This window comes from bacterium (genome assembly GCA_016708315.1).
Taxonomy (GTDB): Bacteria; Zixibacteria; MSB-5A5; order CAIYYT01; family CAIYYT01; genus JADJGC01.
This window is the reverse complement of the sequence record JADJGC010000014.1, coordinates 37991-55925: the sequence shown is the minus strand read 5'-3', so window position 1 is coordinate 55925 and position 17935 is coordinate 37991. Positions and strand designations below refer to the sequence as shown.

The following is a 17935-nucleotide window of genomic DNA, read 5'->3' as shown; positions in this document are numbered from 1 at the left end:
GACTGCCTGAATTCTGTATCGATTTTAGAGATCCTGCCGATTGCCGATAGAAATCAAAGGGAATCAACATGTTTCAGGCTCGGCCTGAAGCGAAAACAGACTGATGAGCCAAGATTCCCCTTGCTGGAACCGGCCATATTGATATATTTTATAAGTTTATAGCTAATTCTTTTGGAGGAATGACTCAATTATGATGCAAGTATTGCGCGATAACACCAAGGTTATCATTTGGATATTGGTCGTCGCATTTGTGGGCACGATTGTCTTTGCCTGGGGCATGGATATTACGGGTGGAAGTGGCGGAAGCGGGGCACCGTCAAATGTCGTTGGAAGCGTTAACGGTCGCGATATTCCCCTTTCCAACTTTGGCATGGCTGCTGACCAGTACATTGAGAATCAGCGCCAGCAAGATCCCGATAAGGAATTTACCGAGTCCGATTATCGTGCGGCTCGCCGCCAGGCTTGGAACGAATTCGTTAACGGATACATCCAGCAGGAAGAAATCGAACGCTTGGGCATTCAGCTTACGGATGCTGAGCTGGTCGATTTCCTTCGCCGTTATCCACCGGCCGAAGTTCAGAACTTGGAGCCATTCGTCACCGAAGGTCGATTTGACTACAACAAGTATCTCCAAGGGATGACTGATCCGCAATTGAAGGACTTCTGGCGTCAGGTAGAGACGATGGTCCGTCCGCGCCTTGTGACATTCAAATTGCAGGAATACATCACCTCGATGGTTCGCGTGTCGGACAACGATCTTCAGGACCAGTATTTGCGCGAGAACGAACGAATCCAAGTAGACTACGCACTAGTACCGTACAGCAAATTCGTGCTACAGGCTGTGGACATCGACTCCGCACAAGTGAAATCATACTATGACTCACACCAAGATGAGTTCATGCAGCCGGAACAGGCGTATTACACGGTCATAAAGGCTGTCAAACAAGCATCGACGGCGGATGAAGGCTCAATAATCGAGCAGGCAAACAGTATCAAGGCGCAGCTTGACGGCGGAGCGGATTTCGCGACTTTGGCAAACGAGTTCACTCAGGATCCGTCCGGCAAGGGTCGCGGCGGATCACTCGGTTTCTTCGCCAAGGGAGCAATGGTATCAGAGTTTGACTCAGCAGTATTTGCAATGTCAGATGGGCAAGTTTCTACGCCGGTCAAGACGCGATTTGGATACCACATCATCTATCGCACCGGTTTCCGCAAAACGAATGAACTCGAAGAAGTCGAGGCGTCGCATATTCTCCTGAAGGCGGAAGCTTCTCAAGAGACTTTGGATGCACTTCAGGCAAAAATATCAAAGTTCAAGTCGGAAGCCAGCTCTTCAAATCTTGCTGCCAAGGTTAGCGAGTATGGACTTACTTCAGACTCAGAACGCAAATTCGCTCCAGGCGGAACAATTATGGGATTGGGCAAGGACGCCGACTTGGAAAAGTTCTTGCTCGAATCCGGCGACGGTTCCTTCTCAAATGTGATTGATCGTCCAGATGCATTTTATGTGCTCCACAAGGTTCGCGAGGCGAAAGCCGGTGTGGCTCCGCTTGCAGAGGTTTATCCGATCATTCAAAGAAACCTGCTGAATGAAAATCAACGCGGTCTTGCTTATGATGCCGCAATGCGGGTATACAATTCAGTCATGGCTGGACAGACTTTGGCTGATGCTGCCAAGGGAGCAGGCGTGACGGTATCGGAATCGGGCATGTTCTCCCGCGCTGGACGTTTGCCGGGTATGGGCAATGATCCAGCGTTTATTGGAGCAGCATTCGGGCTTTCCGAAGCGAAGCGCTTTTCACAGCCGATCTTGACGCAAAACGGTGCGGCGGTGATGGAATTTAAGGCACGTGCTGCGGCGACACTGGACGGATTTGCCGCCCAGAAGGACACGCTGCGCAGTCGCGCACTCCAAACGGCCCAGAGCGCTCACTGGGACAAGTGGTTCAGCAAGCTCATTCAGGAAGCGAAGATTGAGGACTACCGCAAAGACTTGTTTGGAGAGACTTTGTAGTTAGGTCCCTCTTATAGATACCAAAGCGTGAAAGCGCGGCGATCGCAAAGGTTGCCGCGCTTTTCGTTTGTATCCGATTCATCTACAAACTTCTGATGGCTAAAGAAACAGTGTCAACCTGAAACAAGTTTACCGGATTTACGCCTGAAACGAAGATTCAGTCTGCAACGAGAGCTTCGGCGCACAAATTCACCCGCACATAAGAGTTAGCTAAAGAAATTCTCAAAAAACCGGCTCAAGGAATGTTCTCCTGTTCCGATATGAAAACTATTGAAACGAAGTTCATGGATGAAACCGGAATGATACAGGAAGTGCAGAATTGAGTACGTCGACAGCCCACACGAATCGAATAATGGATAACAGCTACTCCGAAAAGACTATGACGAAGTTGATGCAAACTTTGGTGGAGAGTCATGCTCCAGAAGAGATATGCCAGTTTGTCGATCGGCGAATCGGCGGGCTCTTGCGAGTAGTCGATGCAGAGTTGCTCACCGGCGATGAAGGAGCAATGCCTCTGCAATTGCGATTTGGTAACGACCGGCTCTCGGAAGAGTCTCGCGAAGTAGTGACACGATCACTGGAGACTGTACTGGGCGATATGGCGGCTTTGAGCAATGCCAAGTCGCAAGAACCAAGATCCGGTATTACGCTGAAATCGCGCAGCAATGGCAATCCAACCAGCAACAGAGCAAGTGCGACATTCCCCACGGAAGTTGCTTCGTCTATGGCGCATAAGCTCCGGAACTACCTGGCTGCGATCATGTCAGCAGGCGAGCAACTACAAGACACACTTGACCATACTGCAACCGCGGATCAGTTGCAGCTTGCTGAGCTTGTTTCGCGAGCGGCACTGGAGCAGCGGGTACTGATTGATCGATTTGTGTACGCTTTCGGGCCAATGAATGTCCGCAATCAAAAGACAAATATTGGCCAGTTGATCAGACTGAATCTTGAACGGCTGGAGAGCACATGTGGTTATCGCGTCGCTTGCGACAATACCACGAAACCAATTCAAGGCAATACCGACTACGAAATGCTCGGGCGAATCATCGTCGAACTTGCGTCGAATGCGGCTGAAGTATCGCCGCAGAGCAATCCTTCGTTGAATTGGCACATTGATAGTGGGCAGTTGATTATTACAATCGATAACGCTGAGCAAAGCGCGCTTGATTCGAATGATGTACTGCAAAACAAACCATTTGTCTCGAACAAGCCAGGCCACGTCGGACTGGGATTGAGCATTGTGCGCCGATATGTCGACGCTCTGCGCGGGACACTTCAAATCACTCATGCCGATGATCGCACAACGGTGGTCGTGACGATTCCCATACAGACTGAAGATCAGACTAATTTGCATACCGAAAGGAACCCCTAATGTCTTCCATTCTCATTGTTGACGATGACCGCAATGTTTGCGGTGCGTTAAAAAACCTGCTCACGCGCCACGGTCACGAAGTTGACTGCGCGTTTCAGGCCGCTAGCGCCAAGGAGATTCTCGATAAACGTCTCTTTGACCTTGTCATTACTGATCTTCGTCTTACCGACGGATTGGGCACCGAGATTATCCGAACTGCCAAGACAGTATCACCCGACAGCGAAGTAATCATGCTGACTGGTTTCAGCACGATCGATACGGCGGTTGAAGCGATGCGTGCCGGTGCGTTTGACTATATGACGAAGCCGTTCAGCGACACGGAAATGCTGCTGACCGTAGACAAAGCGCTCAGCCAGAAGAGCATGAAGACCGAACTGCGTCATCTGAAGCGCGCATTTGCGGACTCATTCAATTTCGATAACATCATCGGCGGTTCGAGCGCGATTCGCGGGATCATCGATGTTGTCAAGCAGATTGCCCCGCAGGAAATCAATGTCTTGATCACAGGAGATTCAGGAACCGGCAAGGAACTGATCGCAAAGGCAATTCACAACAACTCACAGCGGCGTGAGGGCAAGTTCGTCGCCATCAATTGTTCGGCGATGCCGGAACTGCTGCTGGAATCAGAGTTGTTCGGACACGTCAAAGGAGCGTTCACCTCAGCGACAGCCAACAAGAAGGGCCTGTTTGAGGAAGCTTCAGGCGGAACGATCTTCCTCGATGAGGTAGGTGATACCTCAGCGTCGTTGCAGGCGAAGCTCCTGCGTGTGCTTCAGGAAGAAGAGATTCGTCCGGTTGGCTCCAACGAGACATTCAAGACGAATGTGCGCGTTATCGCGGCAACAAACAAGAATCTGGAACAGATGGTGGCTCGCAACCGATTCCGCGAGGACCTGTACTACCGACTCAATGTCATCTCTCTGCATGTGCCTTCACTAGGCGACCGGAGAGAGGATATTGTTCCATTGGCACAGCACTTCCTGTCGAAGTACTGCACTCACTTCAACAAGCCAATGAAGCGTTTCTCGGTAGCTGCGTGTGAAAAGCTGATGATGCACGAGTGGCCGGGGAATGTCCGCGAACTTGAGAACACAGTCAAGCGGGCGGTTGCGCTCTCGATCTCAGAGATCATTGATGTCGACAATCTCTTCCTAATGAAGCCGATGCCAAACCGCGACGAGACAACCGACTCGAGAGCTGCTGCGCAACTTGACACGACTTCGCTGCAAGACATGGCGCGCGAGCACATTGTCCGCAGTCTGAAGGAGAATCGTTGGAACTACTCGATTACAGCCGGAAAGCTCGGTATCGGGCGCACGACGCTGTGGCGTAAGGTTAAGAAGTATAGTATCGTTAAGGACTAATCCGTTCACTACGTCACTTACTTCGCCTATTGAAGGGCATTCGGCTTCAGCCGGGTGCCCTATTTTATTGTCAAACAGGCGACTGGATTTTGTGGGATTGGGACAGTGTTGATCCATCTCGAGGGCGCTGGTATTGACCAAAAATACCTGAGTTGAGAGGGAACCATTACACTACCCTCTTGTTCTCTCTATTGACAAACGGCTTGCTGTTGGTTAGATAGTGGTAACCATGTTTCGCAAGAAAACACCAAGCCTAAAGAGCGAGTTCGAATTAGAAGCCATGGTACATACCGAGGCTCTCTACCGAACCGCAGTGAGAATGACCAAGAACCCCGGAGACGCGGAGGACCTGGTACAGGAGACGTTGCTAAAGGCTTACAAGAGCTTTGACCGATTCGAGAAAGGCACTAATGCCAAGGCTTGGTTGTTCAAGATCATGACGAATACATTCATCAACACCTACCGAGCCCGACAGAAAGAATCCACCTCAGTCTCCTTCGATGAAATCGACGACAGTTATTTACACAGTCAAATCACCGGAATGTCGAGTGAATCTGGAAATCCCGAGAAGGATTTCTTCAACAAGGTCCTCGACGCCGACGTAGTAGCTGCGATTGAGAAATTGCCGGAAGAATTCAGAATGGTCGTTGTCTTGGCATTTAATGAAGGTTTTGCATATCAGGAGATAGCCGATATCCTCGGCATACAGGTTGGAACAGTGAAATCGAGACTACATCGCGGACGGAAGATTCTCCAGAAACTGCTATGGGAATACACTAACAGCAGCGGCGCACCCAAGGAGAGAGCAGAATAGTGAACTGTCGGGAAGTATTAGCCAAGCTTTACGATTATCTTGATTCGGAGCTACCATCCGATGAGAAGCATCAGGTAAAATCGCACCTTGAAGTATGCACCCACTGTCTGGAACAGTATAAACTTGAAGAAGATTTCAACAAACTGATCCAGCAGAAGGTTAAATCTCCAGCCGATATTCAGAACCTCAAAAGCAAAGTCCTGCAAGAAATCGAGAAGATTGATCGCGGGGATAACAAGGGCGCTTCAAGTAGTTCGTCTGGGCGCAGTGTATTCTACCTATTGGCTCCAATTGCCGCAGCGGCATTGATCGCTTTAGTTCTAATCAATCCGTTCTCACCCAAGGGATCAGTCTTGGAAGCGGTTTATCCATTTGCGATGGAGCACAACAAGTGCCTCGATCACGTGCTTCAGTATCTTGTCAAGTCGCAGGATCCGCAGGTAGTCCAATCGGCACTTGCGCACTTCGGCAGTCTTCCAGATGATCTATTCAAGATCCCACAAAGTGACTATCAGATCGAGGGTGCGGCATTGGCACACACCGACAGCGGCGAGAAGCCGCATATCGACTATGATTACAGCGGCACAGACGTGTCGATATTTGTGCTGGATCGCGATACTATTGACAAATCTGCTTTCCGGCAATTGCAGCATAACGGCAAGACGTACTACATGGGCAGTTGCCCCAAGTTCCATTATGTTATCTGGCAGTGCAAGAATCATGAGTGCATTGCGGTCAGTAAGCTCGGGGAAGATCAATTATTGGGATTTGCTTCGACGTTTTAGTAGAGTCTTGAATTGACCAATCAGGAGCGGCGGCCAAATGGCTTGCCGCTTTTTTCGTGGCTGTCCCCAGACGACTCGACGCAGCAGGCATAACAAATTGGAATTCAGTGTTGGCGCGAGACGGTTCTGTCGATATCTTGTGAAGATGAAAACAAGATACACTCATTTTGCGGCAATCTCTCTGGTTGTCATTCTTGCGGTTACAGCCTGCCATTCAGCTGATGATAATTCTGCACGTCCAGTCGCTCACAAGGAATTCACCGACAAGGTCCAGTGGAATTCGTGGGATCAGACCTCATTTTCGAAAGCGGCGAACGAGAGCAAGCTAATCTTCTTGTATCTAAGCACGCCGTGGTGCGCGCCTTGCGCTGAAGCGGAGCGCGAGTTGTTTGGAAATGACACGATAGTGGAGATTCTCAATAGTCAGTACATCCCGATTGAAGTCGATGGCGACCGCTATCCCAATGTTGCCGAGCGGTATTCACTCGGCGGATATCCCTCTTGTGTCATCCTGACCCCGGACCTGCGTCTGCTGGGCGGGACGGTACGTGTACCGGCGGACTCATTGCAGCTATTATTGAAACGAGTGAGTGATACCTGGCAACACACTCCAGTTCTTGCTGAGATGCAAGCTGCGCGACTCGACAGCGTATTCAGGCAGTCGGTCAGTGCACGCAAACTGCAGCGGCCTTCTGATGAGTTGATCCGCTACACCGAACGTGTTGTGGCGCACTACTATGATTCGACCTATGGCGGATTCGGCAATCAGCCGAAATTCCCGCTTCCTGAAGTCAACGACTTTGCCTTCACTGCCACTGCCCCTGAAGGCGGTCCGTTGTTTAAGGACGAGATTACTCACACTCTGAAGGCGCAGCTGAATCTTTTGGATCCAGTTTGGGGAGGGTTCTATCGAAGTGCGGCGTTCGCTGATTGGAGCAACCCCAGCCATGAGAAACTCCTTGCGGACAACGCAATGCTGTTAATCAACTATGTTGATGCATTTTTGTACTCCAAGGATTCTACGTATATGGGAGTTGCTGAGAAGGCGGTGAGCTACATAGACAAGTTTCTTCGCACCGACCGTGGTTGGGGATTTTATAACAGCCAGGCAGGAGTCGTTCTGCACGACAATGAGCTTACTGATCCTCGTGAATACTTCGGTAAGGATGATGCTAATCGACGCAAGATCGGCCTGCCGGCGATACAGCGGGAAGTTTACACTGCGGCCAATTGTTACGGCGTCAGTGCATATCTCAAAGCCGGTAGAGTCCTGAAGCGTCAGGAGTTGATTGAGTACGCAACCAAGACACTTGATTCGCTCCTTGCTGTTGGCGTTGCCAACAAAGGTTTGATGCGTCACAGCATCTTGAGTCAAGAAGCAAACGACCCTATGATTCTGGCGGACCAGGTAGCGATGGTAACGGCGCTTTTGGATGCGTATGAAACGACCGGCAAACAGCGGTACCTTGCAGAAGGAATACGACTTTCCGAAGCGACATACTCGCAGTTCAATGATCCCGCCACGGGCGGATTGACTACCGATATTGCCGGATCAGACGTCATCGGCCGCATGTCGGTTCCGATGAAGCCGTTTTCAATCAATGCGGCGGCATCGACGAACTTCGTGCGTCTTTTTTATTACACTGCCGACGTTAAGTATCGCCAGCCGGCGGAAGCTATATTCCTCTATTTGATGAACATCCCGATCCGCAACGACGATCTTCGTCTCTGTTCGTTGACTCGCACGTACCTGCGCATCACACGGTTCCCCACCAAATTGGCGATGCTCGGGCCGCGAAACGAAGAATATAACGCGCTCCTTGGGGCAATTTTCAGCCGCAATTTCCCACGGTTGACATTAACGCATTTAGGAGATGGCAAAACCGAGACGCAATATGGCGAGCTTAAGTTCGCTCCGACAGACCGCGCACAGCTATTCGTGTGCGGTGACGACACCCTATCGCATCCCATAACCGAAGCCGACAGCGTGGATGTCGTCGTTCGGGCATTTCAATTCAGCTTGATGAATAAAAGATAGGTCTTAGCGACCGAGAGATTTGCAGTCACTTCCCCTCTCCCGCCTATGGCTGGAGAGGGGAAGAACTGAGAGCTAATGCTATCGAGGAATCGACGGGTTAACGCTCATCGGATACTTTCCTTTGTAGGCGTATCCGGTCTTGAGAGCGGATTCAATCTCACCGCGTGATTGAGCGGCAATCATCTTGGGATTGTACTCGAGTACCGGTGAAACAAAGACGCGAATGGCGAAGGTCTCAAAATTGGGGAACCACTGCCACTCCAGCAAAGATTCACCTGGATTCTGGGAGACGTCTCGCGCCACCCAGCAAAGTGTATCGGTGTCGCTTGAGGTGTCGATTCTTAAGTCGGGACGCGCTCCTCCCAATTGAAAGTACCCAGCGTAGAATATCGGACCATTTGGCACATACCAGTCAACGGGAAACGTATTCCATCCCTCAAAAACCGTGAAGAAGGAATTGCTTACACCAATGGCGTTGAATGGGACATAGAGGTCAATCGATTGGTCGAATGCAGCATCGTATGCCAGAAGTTGGATTACGGTGTCGCCCTGACAGAAGTTAACGGACACTGAATCAATAAAAACACGCTCTTGGCCGTGTGGCATTTCGAAGCCCTTGACCCAGTAGTAATCGAGGACACCAACCTGTTGACAGGCCTCGAATGTACCGTCGTCAGTGATGACCAATTCGCCGCTATTCAAGATGTGGACATCGATGCTATCACGGGTGGTATTAACAGCGCCGGGAGTATTGACAATAATCACCGCGCGAGAGGCGCCCAATTCGTCAAGTTCGGCGCGGTTAATAGTGAGCGTAACCGTGCCATCGTTCTGGCCGGCAAGGGTTGACAATTCCAGCCATCCGCCATGCGCCGGGGCTGCCGGTTTTTCTGCGGCAAAGCGATAGGCGATGCTCAGATCCCACGCTAAGTTTCCGGTGCCTTTGTTACTGATAACGAAATTCGCGGTCGTGCTGGACGAACCAAGGTCAATTTTGTGCTTGTTCAGACCAAGGACCGGTCCATTGTCGGTGCAGGTAGGGCAATCGTCATCACTGCAGCCAAAAGCGAGCAGAGCAAGCGATAGCGATGCAAGAACTGTCAGTTTTCGGAACATCTATTCCTCCGAGTGTCGGTTTATTTGATTTTCTAATTGCTAAGACTTGACCAAAAGTGCGACCGAATTAGCCGCCCCATCTGTTTCCATAATATGACGCATGCTGCCTGCGAACAACAAATATTTCCCGCAAAATCCACTGGTCCACTTTTTCGGTAGCAGAGCGGTCGAGCCGCCGCTAAACATCCTGCAAAGTTAGCCGAAAATGGTAAAGAGGATTCTCGTTTGAAACATGAAACAGGTAAGAGATGTTCGACCGACTTAGTGAGACATCGACACTGATTCGCAGTACCGGCGACCAAGCCGGAGTATCCGAAGGCAATCAACAACCGATGCTGGTTGTCATGCACGGCTCGCTCTTGGGGATGACGTATACCGTTAACTCCAGAGCGATAACAATCGGCCGGATGGCGGATTTGGACATACCCATTGATGACGAGAACGTCAGCCGCCGACACGCAGAGATAGTTCTTGAAGGCGACTGCGTCAAGCTGCGCGATCTGGATTCCACGAACGGGACTTTTGTCAATTCACAGAGGGTCAAAGAGTCGGTACTTTGCGATGGCGATTTGATTCTGATTGGGCGGGTGCTTTTCAAGTTCATTCGCTCGAGCTCGATTGAGAACCGCTTCTTCGGTCAGATGTATTCGCTGGCGACGACAGATTTTCTTACCGGCATTTTCAACCGCCAGCATATCATGAGCAGACTTGAGAGCGAGTTCGCCCGTGCTCGTCGCTATGTGCGGCCATTGTCGGTGCTGTTGTACGACATCGACCATTTCAAGCAAATAAACGACACATTCGGGCATCTCGCCGGCGATCAACTGCTCATCGAAAGTTCACGACTGGTGTCAAAGAATGTTCGTCAGCAGGATTTCTTCGGACGACTTGGCGGTGACGAGTTCTTGGTAATTTGCCCTGAAACAGACTTGAACAACACAGTGCTAATGGCGCAAAGACTGTCGCAACTGGTCGAGAAGTGGAGCTACTCTTACCAGAGCCGCAAGCTTGACTTCAGTATCAGTATTGGCATAGCAGGCATCTCCGACGAGATGCGGTCATCGACCGATCTGATTGCGAAAGCGGATGCAATGATGTACAAATCCAAGCATCGCGGGCGCAATCATGTGTCCTACTAAAGACAACTGATTCCGCTATCTCATAGAATCTCTGAAGACCGCTCAGAAAGTCGAAACGGCGGATGATCTCATCCGCCGTTCTATTTTGTATCGAATACAATTATGCTGATCGATTAGGGGCACAGGGCGCAAGGCACACTGCCGCCTGAGAAGATGTAGTTGATGATATAGACGACATCTGAAACGGTCACCTGCGCATCGCAGTTGACATCTCCGATATCAATCGGACTCGGCGCGGGACCACCGCCGAAAATGAAAGTGATAAGATAGACAACATCAGTAACGGTTACTGTGCTGTTCTGGTCGACATCGCCGCAGACCACATCACACGCATCGCCGATTCCATTCAGATTCGAATCTTCCTGAAGCGGATTTGAGACGTTCAGGCAATTGTCGCAGATGTCACCGACACCGTCACTGTCGGCGTCTTCCTGACCGGGATTCGCGGCGAAGCGGCAATTGTCGGAAGTGTTGGCAATACCATCGTTATCGGCATCTGCGATGTCAGTAGTATCGCGAAGCTGCAGGATGTAGAACTTGCCGTTCATGTTTGAGGCGTAGACATAGCCGCTGTCAGCAAAGGGGAATGTTCCCCAACAACCGTCAAACCCGGTTGCGGTCGGCCAAGTATCGAACTTAGCCACAGAAACCGGTGCGGCCGGATTGGTGATGTCGTGAATTTCGCAACCGGCAGCATAGTGCGAGGTATAGACGAAATTCCCCATACAATGAACGTTATGAGCGACGTTCGAATTGCCGAGATATTGACCCACCAACTGAATGTTGTCGAGATCCTGAATGTCCCAGATCTTGATTGTCTTCCCCTGCGTCTCTTCTGTGGTCACCATGTAGTTGCGGTCCTCGGTGGGCCAGACATTATGAACATAACCGGCGCTGGGTATCGTAATCTGACCAATCAACTGCGGCGCAGTCTTGACAGTCATGTCGTAGATCGACACTGTCGGCGCCCAACCATCGGCTACATAGACTGTATCGTCTGTCGCTAAAACGTCGTGGATTCCGTCCGCACTGCCAAAGCTGTGAACATGAACCGGATTTTCCGGATCGGCAAGACTCCACACATGGATTGACATATTAAGCTGGTTGCGGCCCTCAAGATAAGCGTAGCCGTTGAGGGTGTCGATCGAGAGATTGTGCGAGGTCACATCACCCGAAGGATGCACATTGATTGACTTCACGAAATGGACGCTGTCGGGGAGATACTGCATATCGATAATCATCAGTCCCTGATTCGTCCCAGTGCACTCAGATGTAATGTATGCATAGTGCTGGTAAGTTTTGATATCGCGCCAGTAGGCAGAGCAGCTATTCTTGGGACCGGTAACCATCTGCACCTGGGAGCGAGTAGATACATTGACAAATGCGACGCCGTCACGAACTCCCATAATTGCGTACAGCTGTCCGTCCGGTGCTTTCCAGCCCCAGCAATCGCTGCCGCCGAGACTTCCGGCGCTTGGATAGGTAAACGTTGCTATGCTGTCGAGAACATAGTTGCTGGCTCTGGCTTCCATGCCCCAGAGGGAGAGCGCTGCCACAATGAAGAACAATGATAGTGCTCGGCTCAAATTTCCTCCGTTTGCCAAATGGCGTAAGTAGAAGTGTGGGTATCTATTAGATAGATAATATACCCATATTGACCATTATGTCAACCCCTTTCATGCCGGCGTCGTCACCGCAATTGAAACACAAAAAAGCGGCGGATCGTGTGATCCGCCGCTTAACAGAAACAATCCGCTACAAATCGTTAACTACGATTTGAGCTGGAACTTGATTTCATAGGTAACCCAAAGGGCGACCGGCTGTTTGTTCTGCATTGCCGGCTTCCATTTGCACTGCTTGGCTGCTTCAATAGCTGCTTCTTCAAATCCTGCGTTGGCGCCGGATTCTTTAGCAATGATGGCGTCCTTGACGTTGCCGCTGCGATCGACAAGTACCTTCACCCAAACGCTTCCCTCGATGCCGGCTTTACGGGCAATTTCGGGGTACTTGAGCGGGGCATCCTGGATCTTGACGGGGCGTTCTTCGACCGCCACAAATTCATCGGGTGTCGGAATATACTCTTCGATGGGAATATCAAACTGAACGTTACCAGCGCCATCGCCTTCGGAAAGTACCGGCGAACTGATTTCGGCCAGTTCTTCCTGGGAGACAATGACAAAGTCTTCAGTCACTTCTTCATCAGGAACTGCCTCGGGCAAGGTGAACTTCGGTGCGGCAATTTCTTGCTGAACCTTCACCTGCACGTCGCGTCTTGCTACTGATGGAGGGGGACCGAGTTCGGATAAGTCGCGAATGATGATCGAAGGCGCGCTGGCAGCGTCGGACGCCATCAGCATGCGAACCAATCCAATGACAGCGAAGATCAGAAAGAACGATGCGAGTACCAGCAGAACAGCATTGCGCATATTCTTCTGGTAGGAGCTCTTGAGCTCGATGGCGCCGATTGGCGACCACTTGGTTACATAGACGTTGGATGCCATAACTATCTGACTCCTCCTGTCTGACTGTAAACCCGCTCGTCAAACACTTTCGTATCGCGATCCGACCAATGGTCGATCGAATAGCGGAATGAAAAACGCTCTTCTTCCGGATTAGCTGCCTTGTATGAAGTCATGAATTCTTCGTTGCGACGCAGTAAGGCTTCGACAACTTCGACTTCATCAAGCATGTCAACCATCATTGAATACTTGGCTTCAGGATGGATGAGAAGCAGTGTATTCAATTTCGGACGTTCCCAATTATAGCGAATAAACAATTCGCGAACTGAATCGGCAGGAATCGGCCACGGCACTTTGATGTCTTGTCCCGTGACGCGCTCGGCGCCGATCTTGTAGTAGTAGTCGTTGTACTTGTCGACATAGATGCGCAGGAGATTACTCTCCTTGACCTTGACGCGATCTTCGACAGTCTCCTCTTCGGCCTTTGGCGGCAGATTGATTTCCATCGCCTGAGGCATGGCAAACACGGTTGTCACCATGTAGAAGATTAGCAACAGGAACGCGATGTCGACCATGGGAGTCATATCGATACGAATACCGAGACGACGCTTGGGACGGCGCAGTCCTTTGTGTTTTCCTCCGCCAGACTCTTTTTGTATTACATCACCAGCCACAGCGCATCACCTCCCTATATGGCTTCCGCTTCCAGCTCAGTTATGATCTGGAACCGCGACAAGTTCTCTTCCACCATTGTGTCCATGACACGCTGCATGGTTCCGAACTTGACATCTTTGTCAGCTTTGATAATCACGAGTGCGCTAAGATTTCGCGCCCGGATACCGTTAATCACTTTGCCCACCGTATACGGTGTTGCCTCCATGTAAACGCGCTCGATAGTCGGCACCATGCGGCCATTGATATCCTTCTCGACCTTTTCCATATAGTCGCCAAAGATCGAATCGTCCGGCGTCACTGTGACGCTGATCTTGTCCTTCGACGGCAGCTCGATTTGCGAGTGCGAAGAAGGCAGTGACACGGCTTTCTGCTCCGGTGGTTTGAACTGCGTGGTCGCCATGTAGAAAATCAGAAGCAGAAACGCGATGTCGACCATCGGAGTCATGTCGATGCGGATCGAAATCCGCCGTTTCTTCTTGATAGCCATTGTTTACTTGGTCTCCGCCGCCGACTTAAACAGTTGCAGAACTTCGTAGGTCGCTTCGTCTGTCGTATAGTTGAATGAGTCGACCTTGTTGACGAAATAGTTATAGAAGAAAATACCGAGGATACCGGAAATCAAACCGCCTGCGGTATTTACCAGTGCTTCCGAGATACCGGTTGCCAGCGAAGTGGCGTCAATGACACCGCCCGAAGCGCTACCGGTAGCAGCGAAGGCGCGAATCATACCAATTGTTGTACCAAGAAGACCGACCATGGTTGCAATCGAAGCGATGGTCGACATGGCAATAAGGTTGCGTTCAAGCAATGGTCCTTCGAGAGCGTTAGCTTCTTCGATAGCTGACTGCGTGAGAGCAATCTTCTTCTCGCCGTCCATCTTCGGATCGTCTTTGACCGACATGAAGCGGTCGATACCGGCACGAAGAACGTTGGCGGTGGTTCCGCGCTGCTTGTCGCAAGCGGCCAACGCGCCGTCGTAATCGCCTTTGCGCAGCATTGCGATTAGATTCTTGAAGAATACCTGAACTGAGGCTTTGCCTTTGGCGACCTTAAGTGAAAGGAAGCGTTCGACAACGAATGCGATCAACATGAAGAATACGCCGATCAGGAGCACGACCAGCGGTCCGCCCTTGTAGCATGAGTGAGCAATGGTTCCTTCCGGCTGTGCTTTCAGGATAACGCCCCAAATGATATAGCCGACTACAAACGCGATGAGCGCATTGAGTGTGACAAAAATCGACTGTTTCACCTAATTAATCCTCCAATTACATAATTATGGACAAAAATCAATTTTCGCTTCTTAAGCCGCGGAGAAGTTTATATCTCCTTGGACTTGTTGTAATTCAGAATAAATCCAAAAACCGAGAGCCAGAACCCAACGCTTGAGAGCTGGACCAGGGTGACGACAGAATATCGCGAGTCAATCTCGTCAATACCGAGATGCTCGCCAAACGGGATTCGCTGGCCAATGAGACTGATCAGAATGACAAGCAAGAAAATCCCGAAGGGAATTGCGTTGAGTCGCAGAACTTTTTTGAGCTTTTGCACGTAGACATCTTCAGATGGTGCTTTGCCGAAGAGAGTCAGCATCACCATGATGCCGAGCACCAGCGAGATTACAGCCATTGCGGCTGTCAGATAAACGGAGACTGGTATCACCCAACCGCCGATTTTCTGGACATAGAACCAGAATCCGCTCATGTTGAAGACGCCAAGGATTCCGTTAAAACTGGCCGGACCATAGAGTGTCGAGGCCTTCATCCAGGTGAGAAAAGGAGCTATAATCATCATGGCGCTGGCGATGATGATGAAGATGCGGTCGGTCTTAGTCACGACATTGGAATAGACTACCGAGTTGCGGTAGACAGATCCAATTTGTGCCTTGAGACCTTCGACATATGATTTGCGCTCATCTTCGTTGCGCCAGAAAGGGTCGGTTTTTGATCCAAAGACCTCAAAGCCGATATAGCGGTATCGTTCTTCGGTCGGATCAACAGGTTTTTGTTCAGCCATCAGGTACTTCCTCAAGCTCTATAAATCAAGGTTCTCTTTGAGGTTCTTGAGTGTTTCGTTGTTCGGAGCGCACTGCAATCCGCGATTGACCCACTTAAGAGCTTCCTCATCTTTATCGAGAGTATCATAAAAACTAAGTGCTTGTGCCATCCACGTAATCACGTCGATTTCCTTACATTTGTCAACACCATTTGCCTCCATACGCTGCAAGCATTTGGTGAGAGCTTCGATGGCCTGTTCTTTTTTGGGTGGCTTTTCGGAGATGTAAATAAAGCCAATCCATTTGTAAGGTTCGTAGTCTTTGGTATCGGTGTCTGCCCACTTGCGCAACCACTCCATTCCCTTCTCCCGATTCTTAATCTGGAAGAGGTAGGTTGTCGACAGGGTCTTGAGAACAAATGGCGAATCAGGTTTCAGCTTGTACATCAGTTCCAGATACTCGACAGCTTTGGTAAAGTCGTTCATTTTAATGTAGCTGAACGCGATGTACTGATAACTCTGGAGATGCGTGGAATCGATGGCGATGCGTTTCTCAAACCACGGGATTGCTTCAGTGTAACTGGTTCGGTTGTAAAGGTCGAAACCAAGTCGATAGATAAGTGACTTCTCGTCAGGCTTCAACTCAACCGCTTTGGTCAAATTCACGATAGCCTGGTCAAGAAAGCTGGTATCGGGAACGCCTTCCTTCTTGGAGTCATAGAATAGTTGTGAGTAGGTAACGCCACGGTCGCGGAAGAATTCGAAATACTCCGGTCCCCAGACAAAGTTAGGATCGCCCTGAGATATCTTGTTCTCGTAGGCTTTATAGGCGTTAACAGCTTCATCATAACGTTTCAAACGAAATAGCGCTTTGGCAGTGAAGTCAAAGGCGACCGACTTATCGGAACCCATATCAATTGCGCGCCGGAGTTTTTCAATAGCCAGCTCGTAGCCGCCGACGTAGTAGTAGGCTTGTCCGAGTCGATAAAGCAAATCGAGCGTTTCCTTGCCGCCGGTCGCGACATAATGTTCATACGCCCAGATAGCATTCTTGAAGATATCGGTGTAGCCGTTAGCGCCGGATTCGCCGGATTCCAGCGCCGCACTTACGCGCGACAAGCCGAGGATCATGAAGATGTCGCCCTGAAGACTGTATGCTTGTGTGTAGTTTGAGTCGAGACCGATAGCCTTGGATGAGTTGTCGATGGCCTCTTTGAATTGCTTCTGCATATAGTATGCACGCGCGAGTTTGAAGTAGGTAATGACGTCAGTGGAATCAGTCATTAGGACGTCTTTGTAACCGTTGACGGCCACAGCATAGACGCCGTTTTCATAGTTCATGTCCGCAAGATCACGTTTGTATTCGATGTTGGTAGGCTCTTCCAGTTCGGCCTTACGCAACGCAATGTCGGCCTCGGAAAATTCCTTCTTAGCCACATGGTAATGTCCTAGATGATTGAGGAACCGGCCTTTGGCAGTCTTGCTCTTGGCGACGCCCTCATCGAGGATTTTCTTGGCTTCTTCCCAGCGTTCATTCTGAATGTAGACAAGAGCCAAATAGGCTTTGGCTTCGTCGTGTCTTTTCTTCAGTTCGAGACACTTATTGAGTTGGGTTTCGGCCTGCGCCCAGTCTTCTTTTTCGATATAGATGCGACCGAGCCAGTAATAGAGGTCTGCATAGGTCGGGTCTTTTGTGATCGCACTATTAAGGAATGTGATAGCTTCATCGAACTTGCGATGCTGAATCATTTCAGCCGCATCGGAGGCAGCGTCCGCAAAGGCGCTGGCCGACATGCTGAGTAACAGCAGGGCGAAGAGCGTTGCTGTCAAAGTTTTTCTCATTCTCTTTGTACTCCAATCAGTTGTCGGCAAACCAAAGACTGCCAATATAGCTCCGGTCTCCGGGAGCGTCAAGGCTTTTCCCGGTTCTTGCGATCCGAGTTATAGATCATTAGCAGTCTGACGCCGGCATAGGCAATAATGATTAATCCAAAACCAAATCGATAGGTCGGCTCCAATATGCCTATGAAGCCCGACATCACCACAATCCCGACGAACAAGACGATTGTCACAGAGATATAACTGATGATCCGATCAAATTTCGGCATATCGATTTCTCTCTTCTGATGATTATACAGTCGGTAAGATAAATTCTTCCCAAATC

Annotated in this window: 16 protein-coding genes; 7 read left to right on the top strand and 9 right to left on the bottom strand. The window is 50.2% G+C overall.

Annotated elements, in window-relative coordinates:
* The first annotated feature begins 190 nt into the window (after positions 1-190).
* From IPH59_11145 to IPH59_11120, 6 genes are all read left to right on the top strand, one after another.
* On the top strand, positions 191-2014 hold the full coding sequence (locus IPH59_11145) for a peptidylprolyl isomerase (protein ID MBK7092253.1): 1824 nt from the start codon (positions 191-193) through the stop codon (positions 2012-2014).
* 319 nt (positions 2015-2333) lie between these two features.
* A complete protein-coding gene (locus IPH59_11140; protein MBK7092252.1) occupies positions 2334-3389 on the top strand; it encodes a HAMP domain-containing histidine kinase in 1056 nt (351 codons plus the stop codon).
* Positions 3389-4753, top strand: coding sequence for a sigma-54-dependent Fis family transcriptional regulator (locus IPH59_11135; protein ID MBK7092251.1), 1365 nt, complete (start codon positions 3389-3391; stop codon positions 4751-4753). Before IPH59_11140 ends, IPH59_11135 begins: the two co-directional genes overlap by 1 nt.
* Positions 4754-4982: 229 nt before the next feature.
* Positions 4983-5567: a sigma-70 family RNA polymerase sigma factor gene (locus tag IPH59_11130; protein ID MBK7092250.1), complete on the top strand. Its 585-nt coding sequence runs from the start codon at positions 4983-4985 to the stop codon at positions 5565-5567.
* A complete protein-coding gene (locus IPH59_11125; GenBank protein ID MBK7092249.1) occupies positions 5567-6352 on the top strand; it encodes a zf-HC2 domain-containing protein in 786 nt (261 codons plus the stop codon). Before IPH59_11130 ends, IPH59_11125 begins: the two co-directional genes overlap by 1 nt.
* Before the next feature lie 145 nt (positions 6353-6497).
* Complete coding sequence (locus tag IPH59_11120; protein ID MBK7092248.1) at positions 6498-8390, top strand: thioredoxin domain-containing protein; 1893 nt, start codon at positions 6498-6500, stop codon at positions 8388-8390.
* Positions 8391-8468: 78 nt separating this feature from the next.
* On the opposite strand, the gene IPH59_11115 is transcribed toward IPH59_11120, so the two are convergent.
* Positions 8469-9506, bottom strand: a complete 1038-nt coding sequence (locus IPH59_11115) for a hypothetical protein (protein ID MBK7092247.1) — start codon at positions 9504-9506, stop codon at positions 8469-8471.
* A gap of 248 nt (positions 9507-9754) precedes the next feature.
* Here IPH59_11115 and IPH59_11110 point away from each other — a divergent pair, with 248 nt between their 5' ends.
* Positions 9755-10645: a GGDEF domain-containing protein gene (locus tag IPH59_11110; GenBank protein MBK7092246.1), complete on the top strand. Its 891-nt coding sequence runs from the start codon at positions 9755-9757 to the stop codon at positions 10643-10645.
* 113 nt (positions 10646-10758) lie between these two features.
* On the opposite strand, the gene IPH59_11105 is transcribed toward IPH59_11110, so the two are convergent.
* The 8 genes from IPH59_11105 to IPH59_11070 all read right to left on the bottom strand — a co-directional run bounded on the left by IPH59_11105 (position 10759) and on the right by IPH59_11070 (position 17879).
* The gene (locus IPH59_11105; GenBank protein MBK7092245.1) at positions 10759-12231 is read right to left on the bottom strand and encodes a choice-of-anchor B family protein; all 1473 of its coding nucleotides are present in this window, start codon (positions 12229-12231) and stop codon (positions 10759-10761) included.
* A gap of 183 nt (positions 12232-12414) precedes the next feature.
* A complete protein-coding gene (locus IPH59_11100) occupies positions 12415-13146 on the bottom strand; it encodes an energy transducer TonB (protein MBK7092244.1) in 732 nt (243 codons plus the stop codon).
* Positions 13147-13148: 2 nt separating this feature from the next.
* The gene (locus IPH59_11095) at positions 13149-13778 is read right to left on the bottom strand and encodes a biopolymer transporter ExbD (GenBank protein MBK7092243.1); all 630 of its coding nucleotides are present in this window, start codon (positions 13776-13778) and stop codon (positions 13149-13151) included.
* Between the two features lie 14 nt (positions 13779-13792).
* Positions 13793-14266: a biopolymer transporter ExbD gene (locus IPH59_11090; GenBank protein MBK7092242.1), complete on the bottom strand. Its 474-nt coding sequence runs from the start codon at positions 14264-14266 to the stop codon at positions 13793-13795.
* Between the two features lie 3 nt (positions 14267-14269).
* A complete protein-coding gene (locus IPH59_11085; protein MBK7092241.1) occupies positions 14270-15028 on the bottom strand; it encodes a MotA/TolQ/ExbB proton channel family protein in 759 nt (252 codons plus the stop codon).
* A gap of 68 nt (positions 15029-15096) precedes the next feature.
* Positions 15097-15792 carry a hypothetical protein gene (locus IPH59_11080; GenBank protein MBK7092240.1) on the bottom strand — a complete coding sequence of 232 codons (696 nt, stop codon included), beginning with the start codon at positions 15790-15792 and terminating at the stop codon, positions 15097-15099.
* Between the two features lie 18 nt (positions 15793-15810).
* Positions 15811-17613, bottom strand: a complete 1803-nt coding sequence (locus IPH59_11075; protein MBK7092239.1) for a tetratricopeptide repeat protein — start codon at positions 17611-17613, stop codon at positions 15811-15813.
* Positions 17614-17681: 68 nt separating this feature from the next.
* Positions 17682-17879 carry a hypothetical protein gene (locus tag IPH59_11070; GenBank protein MBK7092238.1) on the bottom strand — a complete coding sequence of 66 codons (198 nt, stop codon included), beginning with the start codon at positions 17877-17879 and terminating at the stop codon, positions 17682-17684.
* Between the last annotated feature and the right edge of the window lie 56 nt (positions 17880-17935).